Here is a 25,185-nt window from a genome sequence, read left to right as displayed (position 1 = left end):
AATAGCTATTATAATTTTAATTCTTTCTTTGTTTTTTTATCTAAACCGTCTTTGTGTACCAAAACTGAGATGGCTTTTAATTTAATATAAGCAACACTCATATATACATATCCTCCATTTGCTACTTTTTTATCATCACTGCCCCAAGAGTTTTTTACTTTATAATACACATTTCCTTTTTGGTCTTTTACTTTTCCAACAATGTGCATTAAATGATCGTCTGTTGTAGAAAGATTTTCAAATTCTTGCTGGCGGAATTCAGGAGTTATATTTTTTTCAGTAATAATTTCGGCTAAACCAGTTTTAGTGTCTTCTTCTTTTTCTGGTATAAATGCTATACCATATTTTCCTGAAAAAGTTGCTTCCGAAACATCACAATCTAACGAAAGTGAATAGCCGTTTGCCAGTGCATTGTCTATGTTTGCAATAAATTCATCTAATGGTAAGTTGTACATACTTCCGTTTGAAAAATTATCAGGAATGTTTAAAATAAACGGTTTGTAATTTGCTTCATGTGTAAACGAAGTTATTGTTACATAATTTTCGGGTTTAATTTTAGCGAATTCTGCAAAAGATTTTGAAGTATAATTTTTACCTTCAAATTCAAATTTAGTAGGTATACTTCCTAAATAAATATCCAAGACAGCATTAATTGCTTGTTTCCAATTTGGTGATAATTTTTTCGCTGGATTTTCAACATATGTCTTTAGCATCGCTTCAAGTACTGCTACCATTTCTGCATGATTGTGTTTTGATTCGCCGTCATTCAAACCATCAAAAACGCTATTTGGAACCAAACCATATTTAGTAACACTATTTAAAACATCATGAGCTAAAGCACCTTCACTAAAATTTGCTTTTCCTTGGCGCATAACATAGTTTTCTGCCTTAGCCATATAGGTCGTTCTGGCTTGGAACATTTCGGAAAGGTCAATTTGTCTACCCGTTAAACGAATAATTTCGGACTCCAAAAATGAAGAAGTTGAGAAACTCCAACACGTTCCAGTGATGTCTTGAGAGATTACAGGTAGGCGTTCTACGTTAATAACATCTTGAAATTCATAGTTTTGAGCTGATGCACTAAATAGACCAGAAGCGAATAGAAATCCGATATATATATTTTTCATATGAGTAATTGTTTTGGACTTGCAATATAATGCAAAAAATGATTTATTTTTACTGAAATTTAGTTTTAACAAACAATTTCAATTGAATATATTATAATACTATGAGTACAATTAATTGGGTAACCGCAAAAGAATTTGAAGATATAACGTATAAAAAATGTAATGGCGTTGCCAGAATAGCATTTAATAGACCTGATGTGCGTAATGCATTTCGCCCAAAAACAACTAAAGAATTGATCGAAGCTTTTTATGATGCTCAAGAAGATACATCAATAGGAGTAGTATTGCTATCTGCTGAAGGACCAAGTTCAAAAGACGGCATTTGGAGTTTTTGCAGTGGTGGCGATCAAAAAGCTCGAGGTCATCAAGGGTATGTAGGTGAAGATGGTTATCATAGATTAAATATATTAGAAGTACAGCGTATGATTCGTTTTATGCCAAAAGCAGTAATTTGCGTTGTTCCTGGTTGGGCAGTTGGTGGCGGTCATTCACTTCATGTGGTTTGTGATTTAACGTTGGCGAGCAAAGAACACGCTATTTTTAAACAAACCGATGCCGATGTTACTAGTTTTGATGGTGGCTATGGTTCGGCTTATTTAGCAAAAATGGTGGGACAAAAGAAAGCCAGAGAAATCTTCTTTTTAGGTAGAAATTACTCTGCTCAAGACGCTTTTGAAATGGGAATGGTAAATGCTGTAATTCCTCATGCAGAATTAGAAGATACTGCATATGAATGGGCACAAGAAATTTTAGCCAAATCACCAACATCAATTAAAATGCTAAAATTTGCCATGAATTTAACTGATGATGGAATGGTGGGGCAGCAAGTTTTTGCAGGTGAAGCTACTCGTTTAGCCTATATGACCGATGAAGCTAAAGAAGGTAGAGACGCTTTCTTAGAAAAGCGTAAGCCAAACTTTGAAAAGAAGTATTTACCTTAAGAAAAGTCAGAATTTTGAAATTAGATAAAGAAAAATAGAATGACAAATTTTATAAACGAGACCATAGAAATTAACGAATTACCTAAGTTTGAGGAAATACAGTTGAATAGATTGCATCCCAATTATTTAAAAGTGATGTTGTTTAATTTTTCGTTGCTTATAATATTGATTTTAGGTGGTTTTGCAACAGTCTTTGTGGTTAAAAATGATGTTTTTTCTACTAAAATATGGGGGAGCATATTTGTTGCACTTCTCTTATTGTTAGGATTAATAGTTTTCTTTACAAAAAAAAGTTTTAAAAAAATTGGATATGCTTTTCGCACACATGATGCGATTTATAAATCAGGTTTGATTTCTGAAACTACCACAATTATACCATTTAATAGGGTACAACATGTAGCCTTACATCAAGGATTTATCTCTCGGAAATTAGGGTTAGCTTCAGTAGAGTTGTTTACTGCAGGTGGAAGCAGTTCTGATTTAAAAATACCCGGATTATTACTAGAAGAAGCTCAAAAAATTAAAAATTTGGTTTCTCAAAAAATAAATCCAACATCAGAAACAATTGAGATTGAACCTATAGCACCAGTAAATACAGATTCTAATGAGTAAATTAGCTGATTTTTCACAACCCCAACGACAGTCACTTCCTGGGATTGTAGTAATGTTTGCCAATACATTGCAAAAATCGGTTCGTGCATTTTGGCCTATATTATTAATTTGGATTGTAAAGATTGAAACACTCAATAAGTTTTTTGTTTTTGGAGGAATTACTGTTGTTATTCTAATTATTGCTTTAATTTCATATTTACAATATTATTTTTTCACCTTTCATATTGATGATGAATCGAATGAATTTGTAATTCAAAAAGGTGTTTTAAATAAAACCCGAATAACCATTCAATTGCATAAAATTCAACAAGTAAGCATTAATCAAAGTTTAATTCAGCGATTAGTTGGTGTGTATAAATTAGAAATTGATACTGCAGGAAGCGATAAAAAAGAAGCTTCAATAAGTGCAATTTCCCATGATTTAGCTACTATATTGAAAGAGCGATTGATTAATCATTCACAACTTGAAAAGAGCAAAATAGTTGAAACAATTCATGAGGAAAATACACCAACTTCATTTATTAAAATTGGGTTACTAAGTTTAATAAAAATTGGATTTACTTCAAATTATGTAAAAAGTTTTGCGCTGTTATTTCTGTTTTTTACTACTATTATGGAAAATTTACAGCAATTTTCTCAAAATGAAGTAATTAATGAAGATAAAGTAACGAGTTATTTAGATAAATTACCAATGCTAACTTCAATAGCAATTGTTCTAGGAAGTATTGTCGGATTAGTATTGGTTGTTAATTTGGTTAGAACTGTTATTAAATATTTTAATTTTACGATTCAAAAGAGCAAACAAGCAATTATTTTAACTTATGGGTTGATTTCTACAAAAAACACATTGTTGAATCCCAATAAGGTCCAAAAAATCAAGATTACACAAAACTATTTTCAGAAAAAATTTGATGTTACAACAATTGAAGTTCACCAAGCTTCAAGTGATGTAGAAAAAGTTAAAGAAAAAGACAAAATTGAAGTGCCTGGATGCACAGCTGACGAGCGTGATGCTATTTTAAATTTACTATACAGAAAACTTCCAACGAAAGAAGAATTATATTTACCTAATTGGAGAAAGTTAGCAGTAAATTCATTGTTTTTACTTATTTTACCACTATTAATTTCGCTAATAGTAACGCAAAATACTAATATCATTACTTGGAAAGAATGGATTTTGTACGCTTCAATTTTCATCTTTTTTTCAGGTTTATTACTTTGGTTTTCTTATAAAAATTACAAACTTTTTGTCTCAAATGATTTTATAATAAAACAGAATGGTGCATGGGACATTGAAAATAATATTGTGGAACCATATAAAATTCAGGCAATTACAACGCAGCAGTTCTTTTGGCAAAAAGGAACAAATATTGGTTCAGTAACTTTGTCTACTGCTGGTGGAACTATTAGTTTTTCAACGGGAAATTATACTGAAATTAAAAAACTAGTCAATCTTTGGTTGTTTCAAGTAGAAACTTCGGATGAGAATTGGATGTAAATATATAGATTAAAACCATGGAAGAAGATAAAAAACCAACTATTGACATTGTTATTTTTTTTGTTAGTTTATTAGTCATGTTTTTTTGGATTCTAACAAACAATATTAATGTTTATGAAAATAAATTTATTGGTATAATTGCAGAAATACTTTGGTTACCATTAATACTTTTAATTTTTGTATTACCAATTATGACTTTTGTTTTAATTTCTTCAAGGAAGTTCGAAAAATAAAAATTTTATTTCTATCATTAGTTATTCAAATTGTAATATTAACAATACAAATCGCAAAGTAAGAATGAACATAAAACCATGGATACAAGCCGCAAGATTACGAACCTTACCACTTTCCGTTTCTGGAATAATTGTGGGAAGTGCCTATGCTAATTATCAAGGATTTTCCGATTGGAGAATTGTGGTTTTAGCATTGTTAACTACTTTAGGTTTACAAGTATTGTCCAATTATGCAAACGATTATGGAGATGGTGTAAAAGGAACAGATGCTAACAGAATAGGTGAAAAACGTTTAGTTGCTGCAGGAATAATCACCGCTGAGCAAATGAAAAAAGCAGTTATTATTACCGCAATTTTCACTTTTATTATAGCGTTATTGTTAATTTACGTTGCATTCGGAAAAGAAAATTTTGCACTAAGTTTGATTTTCATATTGTTAGGAATTGGTTCAATTGGAGCTGCCATTAAATATACCGTTGGAAAAAGTGCCTATGGTTACAGCGGTTTTGGCGATGTATTTGTGTTTATTTTCTTTGGGTTAGTTTCAGTTATTGGTTCTAATTTTTTGTTTACACATTTTATCGATTGGAAATTGTTTTTACCCGCATCAGCCATCGGATTATTAAGTGTAGCAGTGTTGAATTTAAACAATATGCGCGATATTGAAAATGATACAATCGCTGGAAAAAATACATTGGTTGTAAAAATGGGGTTAGAAAAAGCTAGGATATATCAGCATTTATTAATTGTGATTCCATTTGTTTTACTATTTATATTTTCAATTGGAATTAGTAAACAAATATTTTTCAGTTTTTTTGTTTTTATTTTCTTTTTAAAGCATCTTGAAAAAGTAAGAAAATCAAAAAAATACGAAGACTTCGATCCAGAACTTAAAAAAGTAGCGCTTGGAACATTTGCTTTAAGTATATTGTTTTGCATAGCTTTAATCTTTCTAAACTAATCACTAAAATAAAAACTATGAAAATCACATTTTACGGACACGCTTGTATTGGAATTACAGTAAATGATGTTCACATTTTAGTCGATCCATTTATTTCAGGAAATCCAAAAGCTTCCCATATTGATATTAATACGTTAGAAGCTGATTTTATTTTATTAACACATGCTCATCAAGATCATATTTTAGACGCAGAGGCTATTGCTAAGCGAACAGACGCAGTAATTGTATCTAATTATGAAATAGCTTCGCATTTTGGAAATAAAGGTCTTAATTATCATCCTATGAATCACGGAGGTAGTTGGGATTTCGAGTTTGGAACAGTAAAATATGTAATCGCACATCACACTTCGTCATTCCCTGATGGAAGCTATGGCGGACAACCAGGGGGATTCGTTATAGAAGGTGAACATAAAAATATTTATATTGCTGGAGATACAGCTTTAACAATGGATATGAAACTTATTCCTATGCGAACCAAGTTAGATTTAGCGATTTTACCTATTGGAAGTAATTTTACAATGGATGTTGAAGATGCTATAATTGCTTCCGATTTTGTGCAATGTGACAAAGTATTAGGCTACCATTTCGATACTTTTGGTTATATTGAAATCAATCATGAAGACGCTAAACGTAAATTTTTCGACAAAGGTAAAGACTTAATGTTGTTAGAAATCGGACAAAGTATCGAATTGTAAACCTTTGGCATCCAAATTGTATTTATCTATTAAAAATTAAAATGAACAAAATTTTATTTACCGTATCAGCCTTACTATTTTCGGCTACTTTTTATGCTCAGACAGATGGTTTTTGGGATAAAGAAAGAGCTACAACAAAAGAAATAAGCCTTTCTGCAGGAAAGCGAGCATTAATAAAAACTGAAGATCTACCAGTTGGGACAACAGAATTTGTGTACCGAATCACACTTTTAGATGAAGGTCAAAAGTTGACATCTAGTTTAGTGTCAGTTTTAAAAGCAATTCCAGATCCAACTGGAATTAGCCAAGGAACTGCTGGCGCTATTCAATTAACATCAGCTATTTCTGGTGATGATAAATGTACATATGCTTTATTTCAAGAAGCAAACGCTGCAAATGTTTTTTTAAAAGATGGAAAAACAGACAAAGCTTGTTTTGAGCAAAAAGAAAAAGTAAATAAAGAAGCAAAATTAATTTCGTCTTCTTCATTATGTTTGACCAATTTGCCTAATTTATGGTTTGGATTTGAAAGCCAAAATTGGTTAATGAATCAAAAAATTGTTTTAGAAGTGGTGCCTTGGGTAGACTATAAAGCAAGTAGAGGTTGGGATAAAACGACTAAAAATGAAATTCTTACAATTGCTAAGAAACTTCCAGTTGTGTCTAAATTGACTAAAAAAGACCAATTCTATGCAGTTTTTATCGAAAATATGGCAAAAAAGTTTACTTATAGAGATTTTTTGCAATTGTTAACTGTGGAGAAAAATAATGCAATTGATAAGTTAACCGAAGAAAGTTTGAAAAGTACAGGCGAACTAAAAGCCTATTACGATATTATTCGTGAAAAATCATTTACTGCTTTTCAAAAAGGAAATTATGAAGAAGCGATTACTATTATTTCTACAGAAATGATGGTTAAGAATAGAGCAACTTACATTGATTATCGTATTTTAGGGGATTATTACTTATTTTCAAAACAATTCACCAAAGCAGAAGAAACTTATAACAAAGGTTTAAAGTTGAATCCTTCAGAAATTCATTTTCAGTTGAATTTAGCACATGTTTATCTGTTTACGGATAGAATTTCTGAAGCAAAGGACATTCATAAAAAATATGCCCATGAGAGTTTGTCAAATGGAAAAACATGGATTTCACAAACTAAGGCTGATTTTTTAGATTTTGAAAAAAAAGGATTGCCAAACGATAATTTCAAGAAAATTTTGAGAGTTTTAGAATAAATAATTCAAAGTCAATGTCTAGAATAAAAATAGGTTTTCTAATTATAATTTCACTTTTATCTTTTTCAATCAAAGCGCAAGATCATAATACTGCTACTAAAGATGATAGTTTAAAAACAAAATCTATAGAGTTATATAGACAATTGTTTTGGAATAAATTACCTAAACCTATTAATTGGACAAATGATTATGAAGCTATTTTTTCTAAGGATGAAGAGACTAAATTGAATCAAATCATAGCTGATTTTGAAAATGAAACAACGGTTGAAATCGCTATTGTAACCATTGATACAATAAAAGTTTCTAAAAATAAATTTGAGGATTTATCATTGCATATTGCTAAAACATGGGGTGTTGGTAAAAAAGAAAAATCGAATGGAATTTTAATTGCTATTTCTAAAGGATATAGACAAATAAGAATTCAAAACGGAGATGGAATTGTTCCAGTTTTATCAGACGATGAAACAGCAGAAATTCTTCAAAATCAATTTTTTCCATATTTCAAAAAAGAAAAATATTTTGAAGGAACCCAAGCTGGATTGTTAAAAATTATAGAGTTACTTAGAGAACGACTATAAAATTGTGATATTCTCAGATTAAAAGAACCAAAAATAGATATGAAAGCAACTTATAAAAAATACATTCTCAATTTCAAAAGACCGAGTGGCACTTCTCGAGGTGTGATGACTGAGAAAGAAACTTGGTTCATAATTTTAGAAGAAAACGGAAAAATTGGAATAGGAGAATGTGGTATTTTACGAACACTTTCTATAGATGATAGACCCGATTATGAAGAAAAATTACAATGGGTTTGTCATAATATTCATTTAGGTGAAAAACAACTTTTAGAAACGCTAATCGAATTCCCATCTATTCAGTTTGGGGTTGAAACAGCTTTCCGTTCTTTGGGTTCAAAAACGCCTTTTGATTTGTTTCCATCTGATTTTACTCAAGGTAAAAAAAGCATGCAAATTAATGGTTTGGTTTGGATGGGAGATGAGTCGTTTATGAAAGCTCAAATTGAGGAAAAATTAGTGCAGGGATTTACCTGTATAAAATTAAAAATTGGTGCCATAGATTTTGAAAAAGAATTGGGTTTATTACGGTTTATTCGCCAAAATTTTGATGCAAAAACGATTGAAATTCGAGTTGATGCTAATGGCGCTTTTTGTTTAAGTGAGGCTTTATATAAATTAAATCAATTATCTGGATTTGAATTACATAGTATAGAGCAACCTATTCAAAAAAACAATACTGACAAGATGGCAGAACTGTGTAAAAGCGCTCCTTTTCCTATTGCGTTGGATGAAGAACTGATTGGTGTATTTGGACGGGATAAAAAAGAAGAATTATTGGTTAAAATTCAGCCACAATATATTATTTTAAAGCCAAGTTTAGTGGGTGGATTTAATGGTGTTTTGGAGTGGATTTCTATAGCTGAAAAGTATAATATTGGATGGTGGATTACATCAGCTTTGGAGAGTAATATTGGCTTAAATGCGATTACTCAATTTACATATATTTTGCAAAATCCATTACCTCAAGGATTAGGAACGGGAAGTTTATATACTAATAATTTTGATTGTCCATTAGAAATTGAAAATGGAAAAATTCAATACAATCAAGAAAAAAAGTGGGACATTTCTAATATAGGATTAGAACTTTAATCTTCTTAATTTTGTATTCATAATTTTGTTATTAGTATCAGATTTAAAGTCAATCAAAAACAAACTTTTTTCTTTTAACTATTAACTTTTAACTTAAAAAAAATGTTTCGTTTAAAATTGCCAACCGACCCAAGATGGGCAAATATTGCTGAAGGAAATCTAGAAGAAATTTTAACTGACCATGCTTGGTGTGAATTAAAAGCTTCTTCAAATGCTATTATGCTTATTAATTTGTTACCAGAATTTACTGAAGTAACCACTGAGTTAACTAAAATAGCTAAAGAGGAAATGGATCATTTTGAACAAGTACATGAAATTATTAAAGCAAGAGGATGGGTTTTGGGACGCGAACGCAAGGATAGTTATGTAAATGATTTATTCAAGTTTATGAAGCCAGGAAATCGCAAGCATTTGATTGTGGAGCGCATGTTATTTGCAGCTATGATTGAAGCAAGAAGTTGTGAACGCTTCAAAGTGCTTTCAGATAATATTAAAGATGAGGAATTAGCTGTTTTTTACAAAGAATTAATGATTAGTGAAGCGGGTCACTATACTTCTTTCTTGCAATTTGCCCATGATTTAGCAGAAGAAGGTTACGATGTTAAAAAGCGTTGGGAGGAATGGTTAGATTTTGAAGCAAAAATCATTCAGAGTTATGGTAAAACGGAAACAATACATGGATAGTATAAAAAAAAGCCCTGAATTTCAGGGCTTTTTGATTAAATATCGTCAAAATCAATATTTGTAAAACTTTCGGCTGATTTTACTTCTTCAGTATTTTCAGCATAGTTTTCTCTTTTAAAATCTTTCTGATGTCTTTCAGAAATTACTTCTTCACCTTTTTGGTCTAAAACAAAATCAACCATTTCATCTAAAATTTCTCTGAAAGCGGCAAAATCTTCTTTGTATAAATAAATTTTGTGTTTCTTAAAATGAAAAGAACCGTCTTCTTCTGTAAATTTTTTACTTTCTGTAATTGTAATGTAGTAATCGTCTGCTTTTGTTGCTCTTACATCAAAGAAATATGTTCTTCTTCCTGCTCGCAATACTTTAGAAAAAATATCTTCTTTTTCTAACATTTCATTTTCTCTCATAATCCTACTGTCAAATTAATTAGTTATAGCGAATCAAAAATCTAAAAAAAAAATGTATAAAACAATAGTTTAGTTAATTTCTTTTTCTGAAAGTTGTTTTATATACAATTCTTTATAATAACCATTACTTTCTAATAGTTGATTATGAGTGCCTTGTTCTATTATTTTGCCGTCTTCTAGAATTAAAATCATATCGGCATTTTTTGCTGAAGAAACCCTGTGGCTCACAATAATAGTTGTTTTATCTTTGCAATAGTCTAAAAGGTTGTTTAAAATAACCTCTTCAGTTTCAGTATCTACTGCACTTAAACAATCATCTAACAGTAAAATAGGCGCATTCTTAATTAATGCTCTAGCAATCGAAACGCGTTGTTTTTGTCCACCCGAAAGCGTTATGCCTCTTTCTCCTAAGATAGTTTCATATTGTTCATTAAAAGTAATAATATTATCATGAACAACTGCTTTTTTAGCGGCTTCAATTACTTCGGTATCTGTAGCGTTTTCATTGCCAAATTTGATGTTGTTTTTTATGCTATCTGAAAATAAAAATGCATCTTGTGGTACCACGCTAATTTGATTTCTTAAGTCATACAAGTTTACATTTTTTATGGGTTGATTGTCAATGGTAATTGAGCCTTCATTTACATCGTATAGGCGACTGATTAAGGATAGTATTGTTGACTTTCCTGAACCTGTTTTTCCTAATATTGCTAAAGTTTTCCCTTTTTCGATAGTAAATGAAATATTTTCTAAAGCTTTGATGTTTGTATCTTCATAAACAAATGAAACGTTATTAAAAGCTATCGCTCCTTCAATTTTAGAATGTTCATTAGTGGTATTTTTAATTTCTGGTTCTTCTTTTAGAAACTCATTAATTCGCTTTTGAGATGCTTCTGCTTCTTGAACTAAAGAGGAAACCCAGCCTAATGAGGCTACTGGCCAAGTCAACATATTAATGTATAAAATAAATTGAGCAATTACACCAATACTTTCTATTTCAGGATCATTGTTAATGTACATGGAACCACCTACATAGACTACCACTAAATTACTCAAGCCAATAAGTAAAATCATTAACGGACCAAATAGTGAGTTCACTTTAGCCAAATCCATTGCCTTAGACTTACTTTCTTTTGTTAATTCAAAAAAATCATTTTGCTTTTTATTTTCAATTGCATAAGCCTTTATTACTCGCACTCCAGAAAATATTTCTTGTGTAAATGAAAATAAATTGGATAAATTTTGTTGAAAAGCACCACTTCTCTTATGAATTTCAGAACTGATTTTGAAAATACTATACGATAATAAAGGTAGTGGAAGTAAAGAATATAAGGTAAGCTTTGGCGAAATATTATACATATACACTACCACAATTGTAAATCGCATAATAGTATTTAAAGAGTACATAACGGCAGGTCCTACATACATTCTTACTTTACCTACATCTTCACTAATTCGATTCATCAAATCGCCTGTTCGGTTTCGCTTGTAAAAACTTTGTGTTAAATTTTGATAATGATTAAAAATTTCATTTTTCAAATCAAATTCAACGTAGCGAGACATTACAATGAGGGTTTGACGCATTAGAAAAGTAAAAAAACCAGCTATAATTGTGGTTGCCAGAATGTAAAGAATGTTTTTTAGTAAAGAATATTTTAATAGATCAACATCTTTATGTGTTGATTTTACAAAATCTTCAATCACTTTTATAGAGTTTCCAATAAGCTCTGGAGTAAATAAAGAAAATATTTGTGCGATAATGGTTATAAATAAGCCCAACAAGAAGCGATATTTATATTTGATAAAATATTTGTTTAAATATTGTAATTCTTTCATAGTATTTTTATATGTCATAACATTTTCTTATCAAATCCATTAAAAAGCTAATGTATTGATAATGAAGTATTATTCTTTTTTATAACATTTCATTGCTAAATTATTAAAAAATACATAATTTTTTAATTCATTTTAAAATTATCCGTAATATTGTAATCAAATATTGAATAATTTTCAACCCAAATCAAATCACATGACAGCAGATTTATTAAAAGCTAATGAGCTTCATAAAGTAGACCCAGTTTTTGGTCAAGTTTCTTTTGATGGTCATGAACAAGTTGTATTTTGTCACGACAAAGATACAGGATTAAAAGCAATTATTGGAATTCATAACACAGTTTTAGGACCAGCATTAGGTGGAACTAGAATGTGGAATTATACAAATGAGTGGGAAGCATTAAATGATGTTTTGCGTTTATCGCGTGGAATGTCTTTTAAAAATTCGATTTCTGGATTAAATTTAGGTGGAGGAAAAGCAGTTATCATTGGAGATGCTAAAACACAAAAAACACCTGAATTGATGACTAAGTTCGGTCAGTATGTAGATTCATTATCAGGAAAATATATTACTGCAGAAGATGTTGGTATGGAAACTAAAGATATGGATATTGTTAGTGAAGTAACAAAACATGTTGCTGGAATTTCTGTTGAAAAAGGAGGTTCTGGAAATCCATCACCAGTTACTGCTTATGGTGTGTTTATGGGGATGAAAGCTGCTGCAAAATATAAATTTGGCTCAGATAATTTAGAAGGTAAAAAAGTATTAGTACAAGGAATTGGTCACGTAGGTGAAGTGTTAGTGCAACATTTAACTGAAAGTGGAGCAATTGTAACAGTTACGGATATTAACGAAGATAGAGTGCATCAAATCGGTGCTAAATATGGTGCCAAAATATTTACAGGTTCAGATTTATATAGTGCAGATGTAGATATTTATGCGCCTTGTGCTTTAGGTGCTACAATTAATGATAATACAATTGATAAAATTAAAGCTTCAATTATTGCAGGAGCAGCAAATAATCAGTTAGCAAATGAGGCAGTTCATGGAAAAATTTTGAAAGAAAAAGGTATTTTATATGCACCAGATTTCTTAATTAATGCCGGTGGAGTTATCAATGTGTATTCTGAAATTGTAAATTGGTCAAGAGAGCAAGTGATGCAAAAAACAGAAAACATTTATAATACAGCATTAGAGATTTTCAAATTTGCTGACGATAATAATATTACAACACATCAAGCAGCTTTTTCAATGGCGCAAAAGCGTATTGATGATACAAAAAATGGATTAAACAAGTAATTCGTTTTAAATAAAATTGTATTTTTGCAGAGCGAAAGGAGTTATTCTTTCGCTCTCTTAATTTTATAAAGTTCTTAATTAGTATGTTAAACAGAAGACATATCCGCGTAAAAGTAATGCAAAGTATCTATGCTATGCATCAACACCAATCTGATAATTTAGATAAAGAAGAAAAATTCTTATTTCAAAGTATCGAAAACACACAAGACTTGTATCTTTTATTGCTTTCAGCACTTATTGAAATCAAAAAGAAAGAAGAAATTTACATGGAATTAGCTTCAAAAAAACATTTAGCTACTAAAGAAGAACGCAATCCAAGTTTAAAATTTGTTCAAAATAAAGTTTTAACGTTATTGGCCGAATCTGAAGCATTAGAAGAAGCATTAGAGGATCGAAAAATTAACAATTGGAAACAAAATGACGATATTATTTTAATGCTAATTGAATCGATTAAAGCTAGTGAATTGTATCAAAAATACATGCAAAAACCTCTAGGTAGCTTTGATGATGATAAATATTTTATAGCTGATTTATATACTGAAGTGATAGCTCCAAGTGATAAATTATACGACTATTTGGAAGATTATAAATTAACTTGGGTTGATGATTTGCCAGGAATTAATACTTTGATTTTAAAACAAATTAAACAATTAAAGTCGGTTGATGATACTTTGGTTGTTCCTAAAGTCTATAAGGATGAAGATGATAAAGATTTTGTGAAAAACCTATTTAGAAAAACAGTTTTAAACGAAGTTGAATTATCAAAAGAGTATATTGATAAAACACCAAATTGGGATGTTGAACGTATTGCAGAAATCGATACAATTATCTTAAAAATGGCTATTTGTGAATTGTTAAAATTTCCATCAATTCCTGCAAAAGTTACAATTAATGAATATTTAGAGATTGCAAAAGAATATTCTACACCAAAAAGTAGTATTTTTATCAACGGAATTTTAGACAACTTAGTCAAAGAATTCACCCAAGACGGGAAATTAAAAAAATCGGGTAGAGGTTTATTATAAAATTTAAAATTATGATGAAAAAATCAATTGGGTTTTTAGCCCTTTCAGTGGTTTTAATGACTACTTCATGCAAACAAGAGAGTGCAGCTGATAAAATTACTGATGCTGACATGAAAGCACTTGAGGCTGAAAAAGCATTAGGTGGAAAATTACCAAAAGTAAAACTAGATAAACTGGTTCATGACTTTGGAACTATTAACGAAGGTGATAAAGTAGAAACAGAATTCATTGTAACAAATGATGGTGAAGCGGATTTAGTAATTGCTGAAGCTAAAGGAAGTTGTGGATGTACTGTACCGCAACCACCAAAAGATCCTATTAAACCAGGAGATTCTGCGCCAATAAAAGTTTCTTTTAACTCTCAAGGTAAGCCTGGAGCACAAGAAAAAACAGTAACATTAACGACCAATACAGAAAATGGTCATGAAACATTTAAAATCAAGGCAAACGTAACACCAAAAGCGGGAATTGCCGCAACAAATAAATAATTTAAGTATATGAATGCAACTTTAATAATGCAACTTGTTCTAATGATTGCTGTGTTTTATTTTTTATTAATAAGACCACAACAACAAAGAGCAAAAAAAGAGAAAGCTTTTGAAAACGGATTGAAAGTAGGAGATAAAATTATTACTAAATCAGGAATTCATGGTAAAATTGCTGAAATGACAGAAGATACAGTGGTAATTGAAACAATGGCTGGAAAAATTAAAATGGAAAAATCAGCTATTTCATCTGAATTAAGTGCAAAATTAGCTGCTAAATAAGCTAAATATAATTATAAAAAAAGCCGAACTTCAATTGAAATTCGGCTTTTTTTTATCTGTATTTGTCGTTTAATCCTTTTCCTTCAAATATCATTGAAAGAGTTTTTTCTAGGCGAGCAAGTTGTGTTTTTTCTTGTTTGGCTGATGTAATGTGTTCAATAAATTCTCTTTGTTTATAGGGAGAAAATGCATTAAATTTTGTTTTTAATTCTAAATTATTGTCTAATTCTTTTTGAAGAATTTCAGGAATGATGGTTTCTTTTTTTTCTTTTGGAATCGTCAACCCTTTATCTTCAATTTCAATTGCCTCATAAATGTAGGATAAAATCAATTTTTCATCTATTTCATTTATTGATTTGAATCGCATTTGACGTAATGATTTTGTGTTTTCTTCATTAGCATTAATCAATAGTTTTTTTTCGTCTGTTAAAAAAACTCCATTGTAAAACCATATGCCAAAATAAGATTTGAAGCCACCAACACCGACTACATTTTTACTTTTGTGAGTATAAACAGGACCTCCCCATTTAGTAGTTTCTATAAGTGATGTTTTTTTAATGATGTTATGTAAAAGCTCAATTTCTTCAGCCCATTGGTTGGTTTTATTCCATTTATTTTCTTTTTCTAACATATACCTAATTTAATTATTTCAAAAATAATAAAATATGAGTTCATAAAAAAAGAGGAACTAAATCCTCTTTCTTGTTTTAAAATTTTACTTTAACAGTAATTGGTTTTCCAGCTCTTAGAATTGTAACATCTTTTTCATCACCAGCAGTTAATTTAGCTAAACAATCCATATAACTATATACTTCTTTGATTTCACAATCGCCAATTTTTATTAAAATATCTCCTTCTAAAATTCCAGCAGCATGTGCAGGGCGGTTTTCAGTAACACCATCAATATGCAAGCCATCTCCATGATCAGTATAATCAGGCATAATGCCCAAAGTTACTTTGTATTTTGGAACTGTTTTTCCTGCATTCATCGCGGTTTTAGTGAATTCAATTTTGTCTAAAGTTGCAATTTCATTTGATACTCTAAATACATAATCTACAATGTTTCTTACACCATAATAATTGATTTTATCTTCATCATCGCTAGGTTTGTGGTAATCATCATGTGTTCCTGTAAAGAAATATAACACCGGAATATCTTTTAAGTAAAAAGAAGTATGGTCTGATGGTCCTTGGCCGGTATTATCTAATGTAACATTGAATCCAGCCGGTTTGTTTTTGGTTACAATATTTGAAAAATCTGGAGCAGTTCCAATGCCTCCAACGACTAAACTTTTGTCTTTATCTAGGCGACCAATCATGTCCATATTTATCATAGTAACCACATTAGGATATAATGTTTTTAAAGTTTCAGCCATGTGTTTTGAACCAATTAAACCATCTTCCTCGCCAGAAAATAAAGCAAAAATATAGTTGACATTTTCTTTAGTTTTATTTTGAGAAAACATACGAGCTAATTCTAATACACCCGCTACACCCGAAGCATTATCATCAGCACCATTATGAATTTCTCCTGTAGAATTTGGTTGGGTTGAATGATTGTGCTCGTTTAATCCTAAATGGTCATAATGTGCTCCAATTACAATAGTTTTGGATGCTTTATTGTCTAAATAAGCAATAACATTTGTTCCACTATTAGATTTGTCATCAGCAGCGTTTGTGCTGTGCGGATTTACTTTTACTTTGTAATTAAATGTTTGTAAATATGATTTATTTGCATAAGGTTTTAGTCCCAAAGCTTTGAATTCTTTTACAATATATTCTGCTGCTTTTTTCTCTCCAGCAGAACCAGTTAATCGACCTTGTAATTCGTCTGAAGATAAATAAGAAATATGTTTTTTTAATGATTTTGGTTGCGCAATTTCTGCAGCATCACCTTCGACCCAATCAGCAATGAATACGTTAGTTTCTCTTGGTTTACTTTGCATCCTATTGCTAGAGAAAACTAATTTTTTACCATCAGGTGAAAACATAGGAAAAGCATTAAATTCACTATTCCAAGTAATTTGTTGCAAATTTTCTCCATCAATATCAATCATAAATAATTGAAAATCATAGCCTCTAGTAGAATGATGGTTTGAAGAGAAAATAATTTTTTTGTCAGATGGGTGAAAGTAAGGAGCCCAATTGGCTTTACCTAAATGCGTAATTTGTTTTAAATCTGAACCATCGATATTACAAGTATGTATCTCCATTTCTGACGGAGCAACTAAGTTTTGTGCTAATAAATCTTTATATTCTTTTATTGCTTCCGCTGTTTTTGGTCGCGAAGATCGAAATACTAATTTTTTACTATCGTGTGAAAAGAAACAACCACCATCATATCCTAATCCGAATGTAATTTGTTTTAAATTACTTCCATCAATATCCATTGTGTATAGTTCTAAGTCACCACTTCTGATACTTGTGAAAGCAATTTTTTTACCATCAGGTGAAACAACAGCTTCAGCGTCATAACCTGGTGTATTTGTTAATTGTTTAGTGATATTTCCTTTCAAATCAGAAATATAGATATCAAATTCAGGATAAATGGCCCACAAATATTTTCCATCAATTGGTTTTGGAGGAGCAGGACAAGCATGATCTGCGGCATGAGTTGAAGCATATAAAATATGTTGTCCGTCAGGCATGTAGTATGAACAGGTAGTTCTGCCTTTTCCTGTAGATACTAATTCTAAACTTTTTTCATTAAATTCTTGTGCTTGTAAATCCAACATAAAAATTTGGTCGCATGAAACACCAAATGCTTTGTTAGTAACTTGAAGTGTTAATTTATCTCCTTTTGGACTAAAGTAGGCTTCAGCATTATCTCCACCAAAAGTTAATTGTTTGATATTTTTTAAATGTTTTTCTTGTCCAAAACTTGTAATTGATGTAAAAAGCAATAAAATCAATAAACCATTTTGTTTGAAATTTAATTGGGACATATAGTTTTATTTGTAATTAATATAAATAGAGTGCTAATATACAAAAAAAACAAGCATTCAAAATGCTTGTTTTTGTAATAATTATCTCAAATAGAGTTGCTATATTATTTCTTTGTGCTAGCAGTAATTTCGGCAATTTTTACAATTACTTCAGTTGCTTTTACCATACTTTCGACTGGAACATATTCGTATTTTCCGTGAAAATTATGTCCTCCTGCAAAAATATTTGGACATGGTAATCCTTTGTAAGATAATTGACAACCATCGGTTCCACCACGAATAGGTTTAATTAATGGTTTGATGCCAAGTTCTTTCATCGCTTTTTCGGCAATTTCTACAATATGAAAAACAGGTTTTACTTTTTCTTTCATATTGTAATATTGGTCTTTTACTTCAGCAATTACAATTTCATCGCCAAATTGTTTTTTCCATTTTTTATTGAATTTCACAGCTAAATCTTGAACAAATTCTTTTCTTTCTTTGAATTTTTTAGCACTATGATCACGAATAATTAACTCAACAACAGTTTCTTCAATGCTTCCTGTGATTCCTACTACATGATAAAATCCTTCATAACCTTTTGTTTTTTCAGGAATTTCGTTCTTTGGTAATTTAGCAATAAACTGATTGGCTAAAAGCATTGAGTTAATCATTTTTCCTTTGGCATAGCCAGGATGTACGCTTTTTCCTTTGAATGTGATTTTAGCTCCAGCTGCATTAAAATTTTCATACTCTAGTTCGCCAATTTGACTTCCGTCCATGGTGTATGCCCATTCGCAACCAAATTTCTCTACATCAAATTTGTGTGCTCCACGTCCAATTTCTTCGTCTGGAGTAAAACCTACACGAATTTTTCCGTGTTTAATTTCTGGATGCTGAATTAAATGTTCCATTGCCGACATGATTTCTGTAATTCCAGCTTTATCATCAGCACCTAATAGTGTTGTACCGTCTGTTGTAATTAAAGTTTGTCCTTTGTATTGTAATAAATCTTTGAAATAACTCGGAGATAATACAATATTTTGTTTTTTATTTAAAACAATATCACCACCATCATAATTTTTTACAATTTGCGGTTTCACGTTAGCACCAGTAAAATCAGGAGTTGTGTCATAATGGGCTACAAAACCAATTGTTGGAACTTTATGTTTTACATTACTTTCTAGAGTAGCCATTACGTATCCATTTTTGTCTATGGTTACTTCAGTCATTCCCATTGCTTTTAATTCTTTAACTAAAAGATTAGCAAGGTCTAGTTGTTTTTTTGTACTTGGTGTAGTTTCTGAATTTGGGTCAGATTCCGTATCAATGGTTACGTAGCTTATAAAGCGATCGATAATGTGTTGCATGAATTTTTAAAATTTATACAAATGTACAAATTCAAATGATATTGTAATGATGCGTTTTTATAAAAAAATGTATCTTTGGAATCAAATTAGAATGCAATGATTACTACAGCAACAACAACTGAATTAGAACGTTATTTTAGTACTTTTAGAAAAGATATTATTGGTATCAATCAATCGTTTATTTCTCCATTTGGGGAACGAAAAATTATATACACGGATTGGACTGCCAGTGGTAGATTATATCGTCCTATTGAAGAAAAATTAATGAATGATTTTGGACCTTTTGTTGCGAATACACACACTGAAACCACAGTTTCTGGAACTGCTATGACAATGGCATATCATGAAGCTCGTCATATTATTAAGCACCATGTTAATGCAAATGTTGATGATATTCTTATTACTGATGGCACAGGAATGACGGGTGTTGTGAATAAGTTTCAACGCATTTTAGGGCTTCGTATACCTGAAAATTTAAAAGAATTTACTTCAATTCCAGAGGCTTTAAAACCTATAGTTTTCATTTCTCATATGGAACATCATTCTAATCAAACTTCTTGGTTAGAAACTATTGCAGATGTAGAAGTAATTCCTGCCAATGAGGAAGGGTTGTTTTGCGTTAATGAATTCAAACAATTACTTGAAAAATACAAACACAGAAGTTTTAAAATCGCCTCTATTACTTCTTGTTCTAATGTAACCGGAATAAAAACTCCTTATCATGAAGTTGCTAAAATAATGCATCAAAATAATGGTGTGTGTTTTGTAGATTTTGCATGTTCTGGTCCTTATGTAACAATAGATATGCATCCTGAAGATGCTGAAAGTTATTTGGATGCAATTTTCTTTTCACCACATAAATTTTTAGGTGGTCCTGGTACTTCGGGAGTATTGATTTTTAATAAAAATTTATACAAAAACAATGTGCCAGATTGCCCAGGTGGTGGAACAGTAAGTTGGACAAATCCTTGGGGAGAGCATAAATATATTGACAATATAGAAGATAGAGAAGATGGAGGTACTCCAGGCTTCTTACAAGTGATTAAAACTGCTTTGGCTATTCAGTTGAAGGAAAAAATGGGTGTACAAAATATTTTAGACAGAGAACATGAACTCGTTGATTATATTTTTTCAGAATTAAATTCAATAGATAATTTACACATATTAGCCAATCAACACCAAGATAGGTTAGGGGTAATTTCTTTTTACATTGATGATTTGCATTATAATTTAGGAGTAAAACTATTGAATGATAAATTTGGTATCCAAACGCGTGGTGGATGTAGTTGCGCAGGAACTTATGGGCATTATTTACTGCATGTAGACCAAGAAACTTCACATAATTTAGTTTGTCAAATTAGTTCTGGTGATTTAATTCAAAAGCCAGGATGGATTAGAATGTCGATACATCCAACAACTACTACAGAAGAAATCCAATATGTATGCGAAAGCATCAAATCCTTAGCCGTTGATCATAAAGAATGGAAGTTAGATTATATTTATAATGCTAAAACAAATGAATTTACGCATACAAACGCGCTAAATTCTGAAAAGCAAATGGTTGAAAACTGGTTTAAAGTTTAGTTTTTCTTGTGTTTCCAGCGTTTGTGCGTCCATAAATAAAATTCTGGTGCTTCATGAATTTGTTCTTCTACAAGTTGTAAAAATCTATCCGTAATATCATAGTTTGGAACAGATTTTACATCTTCAGAAAGTACTTCAAAACTTGCTTGGTAATAACCTCTTTTAATCTTTTTGGTTCTAAGAAATATTACATTCATGTCAAAACGTTTTGCTAGCATCTCAGCTCCTGTATGAACAGGGACTTCATGCCCCATAAAAGAAGCCCAATGATATGCAGCACTTGGTTTTGGAGATTGATCACTAGCAAATCCATATAATGACAAAATTCCTTGTTTGTGATTTTCAGCAATTGTTGGAATCGTCTCTTTTGTAGTAATTAATTCGGCTTTAAATTTTGAACGAATTTGTTTTACTAATTTATCAAAATAAGGGTTTGCTATTTTCTTGTAAATTCCAAATCCTTTATAATTGATATGATAATTCATTGAAACTACCCATTCATAACTAGCATAGTGCGCACAAAGTAAGGCAATACTTTTGTTTTGTTTTTCCAGTTCATGATATACCTCCATGTTTGTAAATGTAAAACGCTTTTCTACTTCTTTTTGAGAAATGGTAAGTGTTTTTATCATTTCTAAAAACATATCACACATGTGACTATAAAACTTTTTTTCTATGCTAAGTCTTTCTTTATCTGATAAATGGGGTAATGCTAAAGCAATATTTGCACGAACTGTTTTTTTTCTATATCCAATCAAATTATAGGTTAAAAAATAAACAAAGTCAGAAAATAAATAGAAAATTGGAAATGGGAGTATAGAAATCAACCAAAGTATTGGATATAATAATAAATAGATGAGTAACTGCATTTGTATATTTTTTTACAAATATACTTTTTTAGTTCTAAGTTAATTAGCCAAACTATTCTTAAATTTACAAAAAAATAAGAATAATGAATTTTATATTGATTGCACTTATCGTTGCAAACCTGCTCATTAGTTATAAAGGATTTAATGATACTTCATTTTTTAGAAAGCACGAATTTCACATCGGAAGTATTAAATCAGGTGAGCAATTCAGATTATTTACTTCAGGTTTTTTACATGTTGATTTCCAACATCTATTTTTTAATATGTTCACATTATACTTGTTTGCACCTTATGTTTTTATAAATCTTAGTAATTTGTATTTTCTATATATCTATTTTGGTAGTTTAATTGCTGGAAGTTTACTAACATTATATTTTCATAAAAATGATTATTATTACAGAGCCGTTGGTGCCTCGGGAGCAGTAACGGGAGTTATTTATAGCGCTATATTATTAGAACCAAATATTTATATGTATGGATTTATTCCAGGTTATATTTTTGGATTTGGCTATCTATTACTATCAATTTATGGGATGAAATCAAAAAGTGATAATATCGGACATGTGGCTCATTTTGGTGGCGCAATTGGTGGTTTTGGAATCACATTAGCTCGTGAACCTTATTTGATAACAAGCGAACCCATAACAGTTTTGGCATTGTTAGTTCCAATTGTTGTTTTATTTTTTATGGAAAAAACAAACAAATTATAACTTTTGGCACAAAACTTGAAAATGACTAATCATAAAAAGAATAGATTATGAAAAAATTAATTTTAGTACTAACATTATTGGGAACTATGGTACACGCACAAGAGGTAAAACAAATACCTCAAATTAGTATTTCTGGAGAAGGAAAAATAAAAGTAACTCCAGATGAAGCTTTAATTACGGTTTCTGTTGAAAATACTGGTAAAGAAGCCGCAGAAGTAAAAAAGAAAAACGATGAAACTGTTGACAAAGTATTAAAGTTAATCAAGCAAAAAGGAATTCCAACGGCTGATTATCAAACACAACGTGTAAACTTGTATAAAAATTACGATTATAACACAAAAAAATACAATTATGTGGCCAATCAAACCATTACCATTTATTTGAAAGATTTGTCAAAATATGATAAATTAATGATGGATTTAGTTGATAGTGGCATCAATAATATTCAAGGTGTGGAATTCAAATCATCAAAAATTAAAGAGTTTGAAAAAGAAGCACGGAAAAAAGCTATGCTAGATGCGAAACAAAAAGCGGATGACTATGTTTCGGTTTTATCTGGCCAAAAAGTAGGTAAAGCGTTGTTAATTTCGGATAATTCTTATACACGTTATCCGCAACCTGTTTTTGCAATGGCTAAATCAGTTGATACGGCTTACGAACAAATGCCAGAAAGAGAAACTTTAGCAATTGGTGAAATTGAAATTGTAGCAAATGTTTCAGTTACTTTTGTTTTAGAATAATCACATATTTTATCTCATTAAAAAAGCCACTACAATTCGTAGTGGCTTTTTTTAACAAACTAAACCAATTATATCACTGTATTAAAAAGCGTATTTATTTTCGCTAATAATTTTTGCAGCAATTTTTTCACGAAGACCAATTACATTTGGCATATTCGTATATTTTGTAAAACGTTTTAATCCCATTAACATCATGCGTTGTTCGTCACCTTCAGCAAAAGAAACAATTCCTTCTTTTCCTTTTTGGTTCACGATATCTACGGCATGATATAGGTATAATTTTGCCATAGCAATTTGCTCCTGAACTTTGTCTTCTCCTTCTTTTTTAGCTAATTTTTCCGTTCTAAGAATAGTACTTTCAGCCATGTAAATTTCGATTAAGATATCAGAAGCGGCCATTAATAATTGTTGGTGTGATTCTAACTCTGGTCCGTATTTTTGAACCGCAGCACCTGCAACCATTAAGAATACTTTTTTCAATTTGGCAATCATTTCTTTTTCTTCAGCAAATAATTCTGAATAATCTGGAACGTCAAATGATGGAATTCCCATTAGTTCTTCGGCAACAGCCATTGCTGGACCTAATAAATCCACGTGACCTTTCATTGCTTTTTTCACTAACATACCAACTGATAACATTCTGTTAATTTCGTTAGTTCCTTCGTAAATTCTTGCAATACGAGCATCTCTCCAAGCACTTTCCATTGGTGCATCTTCTGAGAATCCCATGCCACCAAATATTTGAATTCCTTCGTCTGTACAAGCTTGCACATCTTCAGAAACGGCTACTTTTAAGATAGAACATTCGATTGCGAATTCTTCAACACCTTTTAATTCTGCTTCTTGGTGTGAATTCCCTTCACTTACTCTAATATTAATTCTGTTTTCAATATCTGCAGCTGCTCTGTAAGTTGCACTTTCCCCAGCATAAGCATTTGTTGCCATTTCAGCAATTTTAGCTTGAATTGCTCCAAAACTTGAAATAGGTGTTTTAAACTGAACTCTTTCGTTAGCATAATGTACCGCTCCAGTAACTGTTCTACGTTGTGCTTCCAAACAAGCTGCTGCTAATTTAATACGCCCAACATTTAAAGCATTCATAGCAATTTTAAAACCTTCGCCACGACCTGCTAACATATTTTCTACAGGAACTTTTGTTTCGTTAAAGAAAACTTGGCGAGTAGAAGAGGAGCGAATACCTAATTTGTGTTCTTCGTCACCCATTGAAATTCCGTTTGAAGGATCATTTTCAACGATGAAACCTGTAATATTTTTATCATCTTCGATTCTAGCGAAAACTATCATTAAATTACAAAAACCAGCATTAGAAATCCACATTTTTCCACCTGTGATTTTATAATGCGTTCCGTCTTCTGAAAGAACTGCTTTTGTTTTTCCTGAATTTGCATCTGAACCAGCTCCAGGTTCTGTTAAACAATAAGCACCAAACCATTCGCCAGAAGCTAATTTTGGTACATATTTTTGTTTTTGCTCTTCTGTTCCGTATAAGGTAATTGGCATCGTTCCAATTCCAGTATGCGCTCCAAAAGCTGTTGAAAATGAACCCGTTGCTCCTGAAATATAATCACAAACTAAAACGGTGTTTACGAATCCCATTTCCATTCCGCCATAAGCAGCAGGAACAGCAACGCTTAGGTAACCCAATTCACCTGCTTTGCGCATGATGTCTTCAGTTAAAGCGTAATCTTTCTTTTCGAAGCGCTCTTTGTTTGGCCAAATTTCTTTGTCTACGAATTCGATAACCGAATCACGCATCATAACTTGTTCTTCATTGAAGTCTTCTGGTGTGAAGATGTCTTCGCATTTTGTTTCTTTTACAAGGAATTGTCCTCCTCTGATGATATCTGACATAACTTTTATTTTTTTAGAGAAAAGAAAATCTTAATTTCTAATCATTTATTGGTTAATTATTTTTTTGGAACACAGATTGAATGAATGGATAAAATTTTAAAAATTTCTCTAATTTTTCTAATCTG

General features: G+C 30.9%; 25 protein-coding genes. 17 read left to right on the top strand and 8 right to left on the bottom strand.

Annotated features, from left to right (window positions below; genetic code table 11):
* Nucleotides 1–8: 8 nt before the first annotated feature.
* Nucleotides 9–1,127, bottom strand: coding sequence for a C1 family peptidase (locus VK164_RS11760; RefSeq protein ID WP_324209539.1), 1,119 nt, complete (start codon nt 1,125–1,127; stop codon nt 9–11).
* A 101-nt stretch (nt 1,128–1,228) separates the two neighbouring features.
* On the opposite strand from VK164_RS11760, the gene VK164_RS11755 reads away from it, so the two are divergent.
* The 10 genes from VK164_RS11755 to VK164_RS11710 all read left to right on the top strand — a co-directional run bounded on the left by VK164_RS11755 (nt 1,229) and on the right by VK164_RS11710 (nt 9,656).
* Nucleotides 1,229–2,068, top strand: coding sequence for a 1,4-dihydroxy-2-naphthoyl-CoA synthase (locus VK164_RS11755; RefSeq protein ID WP_166236766.1), 840 nt, complete (start codon nt 1,229–1,231; stop codon nt 2,066–2,068).
* Between the two features lie 39 nt (nt 2,069–2,107).
* Nucleotides 2,108–2,680, top strand: coding sequence for a PH domain-containing protein (locus tag VK164_RS11750; RefSeq protein ID WP_324209538.1), 573 nt, complete (start codon nt 2,108–2,110; stop codon nt 2,678–2,680).
* On the top strand, nt 2,673–4,178 hold the full coding sequence (locus tag VK164_RS11745; RefSeq protein WP_324209537.1) for a PH domain-containing protein: 1,506 nt from the start codon (nt 2,673–2,675) through the stop codon (nt 4,176–4,178). Before VK164_RS11750 ends, VK164_RS11745 begins: the two co-directional genes overlap by 8 nt.
* Before the next feature lie 17 nt (nt 4,179–4,195).
* Nucleotides 4,196–4,411, top strand: a complete 216-nt coding sequence (locus tag VK164_RS11740) for a hypothetical protein (RefSeq protein WP_324209536.1) — start codon at nt 4,196–4,198, stop codon at nt 4,409–4,411.
* A 64-nt stretch (nt 4,412–4,475) separates the two neighbouring features.
* Nucleotides 4,476–5,372 (top strand): 1,4-dihydroxy-2-naphthoate octaprenyltransferase, encoded by an 897-nt coding sequence (gene menA, locus VK164_RS11735; protein WP_324209535.1) that lies wholly within the window; start codon nt 4,476–4,478, stop codon nt 5,370–5,372.
* A 17-nt stretch (nt 5,373–5,389) separates the two neighbouring features.
* The gene (locus VK164_RS11730; protein WP_324209534.1) at nt 5,390–6,067 is read left to right on the top strand and encodes a metal-dependent hydrolase; all 678 of its coding nucleotides are present in this window, start codon (nt 5,390–5,392) and stop codon (nt 6,065–6,067) included.
* Nucleotides 6,068–6,108: 41 nt separating this feature from the next.
* Nucleotides 6,109–7,305: a tetratricopeptide repeat protein gene (locus VK164_RS11725; protein WP_324209533.1), complete on the top strand. Its 1,197-nt coding sequence runs from the start codon at nt 6,109–6,111 to the stop codon at nt 7,303–7,305.
* Nucleotides 7,306–7,319: 14 nt separating this feature from the next.
* Complete coding sequence (locus VK164_RS11720) at nt 7,320–7,883, top strand: TPM domain-containing protein (RefSeq protein ID WP_324209532.1); 564 nt, start codon at nt 7,320–7,322, stop codon at nt 7,881–7,883.
* A gap of 39 nt (nt 7,884–7,922) precedes the next feature.
* Nucleotides 7,923–8,972 carry an o-succinylbenzoate synthase gene (locus tag VK164_RS11715; RefSeq protein WP_324209531.1) on the top strand — a complete coding sequence of 350 codons (1,050 nt, stop codon included), beginning with the start codon at nt 7,923–7,925 and terminating at the stop codon, nt 8,970–8,972.
* A gap of 102 nt (nt 8,973–9,074) precedes the next feature.
* On the top strand, nt 9,075–9,656 hold the full coding sequence (locus tag VK164_RS11710; protein ID WP_324209530.1) for a tRNA-(ms[2]io[6]A)-hydroxylase: 582 nt from the start codon (nt 9,075–9,077) through the stop codon (nt 9,654–9,656).
* A 35-nt stretch (nt 9,657–9,691) separates the two neighbouring features.
* Here the strand turns inward: VK164_RS11710 and VK164_RS11705 are convergent, their stop codons facing one another.
* Nucleotides 9,692–10,066 carry a PUR family DNA/RNA-binding protein gene (locus VK164_RS11705; RefSeq protein ID WP_166236775.1) on the bottom strand — a complete coding sequence of 125 codons (375 nt, stop codon included), beginning with the start codon at nt 10,064–10,066 and terminating at the stop codon, nt 9,692–9,694.
* 69 nt (nt 10,067–10,135) lie between these two features.
* Entirely contained in the window at nt 10,136–11,902 is a 1,767-nt protein-coding gene (locus tag VK164_RS11700) for an ABC transporter ATP-binding protein (protein WP_324209529.1), read from the bottom strand.
* 193 nt (nt 11,903–12,095) lie between these two features.
* On the opposite strand from VK164_RS11700, the gene VK164_RS11695 reads away from it, so the two are divergent.
* From VK164_RS11695 to yajC, 4 genes are all read left to right on the top strand, one after another.
* Entirely contained in the window at nt 12,096–13,199 is a 1,104-nt protein-coding gene (locus tag VK164_RS11695) for a Glu/Leu/Phe/Val dehydrogenase dimerization domain-containing protein (RefSeq protein WP_324209528.1), read from the top strand.
* Nucleotides 13,200–13,282: 83 nt separating this feature from the next.
* Complete coding sequence (gene nusB, locus VK164_RS11690; protein WP_414655552.1) at nt 13,283–14,224, top strand: transcription antitermination factor NusB; 942 nt, start codon at nt 13,283–13,285, stop codon at nt 14,222–14,224.
* Nucleotides 14,225–14,235: 11 nt separating this feature from the next.
* Nucleotides 14,236–14,712 carry a DUF1573 domain-containing protein gene (locus VK164_RS11685; protein WP_324209527.1) on the top strand — a complete coding sequence of 159 codons (477 nt, stop codon included), beginning with the start codon at nt 14,236–14,238 and terminating at the stop codon, nt 14,710–14,712.
* Nucleotides 14,713–14,721: 9 nt separating this feature from the next.
* A complete protein-coding gene (yajC, locus tag VK164_RS11680; protein ID WP_324209526.1) occupies nt 14,722–14,991 on the top strand; it encodes a preprotein translocase subunit YajC in 270 nt (89 codons plus the stop codon).
* Nucleotides 14,992–15,043: 52 nt separating this feature from the next.
* On the opposite strand, the gene VK164_RS11675 is transcribed toward yajC, so the two are convergent.
* The 3 genes from VK164_RS11675 to pepT form a co-directional block, all read right to left on the bottom strand.
* Nucleotides 15,044–15,622: a YdeI/OmpD-associated family protein gene (locus VK164_RS11675; RefSeq protein WP_324209525.1), complete on the bottom strand. Its 579-nt coding sequence runs from the start codon at nt 15,620–15,622 to the stop codon at nt 15,044–15,046.
* Nucleotides 15,623–15,698: 76 nt separating this feature from the next.
* On the bottom strand, nt 15,699–17,936 hold the full coding sequence (locus VK164_RS11670; RefSeq protein ID WP_324209524.1) for a M20/M25/M40 family metallo-hydrolase: 2,238 nt from the start codon (nt 17,934–17,936) through the stop codon (nt 15,699–15,701).
* Nucleotides 17,937–18,040: 104 nt separating this feature from the next.
* Nucleotides 18,041–19,285, bottom strand: a complete 1,245-nt coding sequence (gene pepT, locus VK164_RS11665) for a peptidase T (protein ID WP_324209523.1) — start codon at nt 19,283–19,285, stop codon at nt 18,041–18,043.
* Between the two features lie 96 nt (nt 19,286–19,381).
* On the opposite strand from pepT, the gene VK164_RS11660 reads away from it, so the two are divergent.
* Complete coding sequence (locus VK164_RS11660; RefSeq protein ID WP_324209522.1) at nt 19,382–20,869, top strand: aminotransferase class V-fold PLP-dependent enzyme; 1,488 nt, start codon at nt 19,382–19,384, stop codon at nt 20,867–20,869.
* On the opposite strand, the gene VK164_RS11655 is transcribed toward VK164_RS11660, so the two are convergent.
* Nucleotides 20,866–21,738 (bottom strand): lysophospholipid acyltransferase family protein, encoded by an 873-nt coding sequence (locus tag VK164_RS11655; protein WP_324209521.1) that lies wholly within the window; start codon nt 21,736–21,738, stop codon nt 20,866–20,868. The two genes, VK164_RS11660 and VK164_RS11655, sit on opposite strands and share 4 nt — an antisense overlap.
* Before the next feature lie 83 nt (nt 21,739–21,821).
* Between VK164_RS11655 and VK164_RS11650 the strand changes: the two genes are divergently transcribed.
* Both VK164_RS11650 and VK164_RS11645 read left to right on the top strand, forming a co-directional pair.
* Nucleotides 21,822–22,448, top strand: coding sequence for a rhomboid family intramembrane serine protease (locus VK164_RS11650; protein ID WP_324209520.1), 627 nt, complete (start codon nt 21,822–21,824; stop codon nt 22,446–22,448).
* A gap of 47 nt (nt 22,449–22,495) precedes the next feature.
* Nucleotides 22,496–23,188 carry an SIMPL domain-containing protein gene (locus VK164_RS11645; RefSeq protein WP_324209519.1) on the top strand — a complete coding sequence of 231 codons (693 nt, stop codon included), beginning with the start codon at nt 22,496–22,498 and terminating at the stop codon, nt 23,186–23,188.
* Nucleotides 23,189–23,269: 81 nt separating this feature from the next.
* Here the strand turns inward: VK164_RS11645 and VK164_RS11640 are convergent, their stop codons facing one another.
* Nucleotides 23,270–25,060 carry an acyl-CoA dehydrogenase family protein gene (locus tag VK164_RS11640; protein WP_324209518.1) on the bottom strand — a complete coding sequence of 597 codons (1,791 nt, stop codon included), beginning with the start codon at nt 25,058–25,060 and terminating at the stop codon, nt 23,270–23,272.
* Nucleotides 25,061–25,185: the final 125 nt, after the last annotated feature.

The sequence above is a fragment of the Flavobacterium sp. genome, assembly GCF_035299005.1.
Lineage (GTDB): Bacteria > Bacteroidota > Bacteroidia > Flavobacteriales > Flavobacteriaceae > Flavobacterium.
This window is presented reverse-complemented; position numbering and strand designations above follow the sequence as displayed.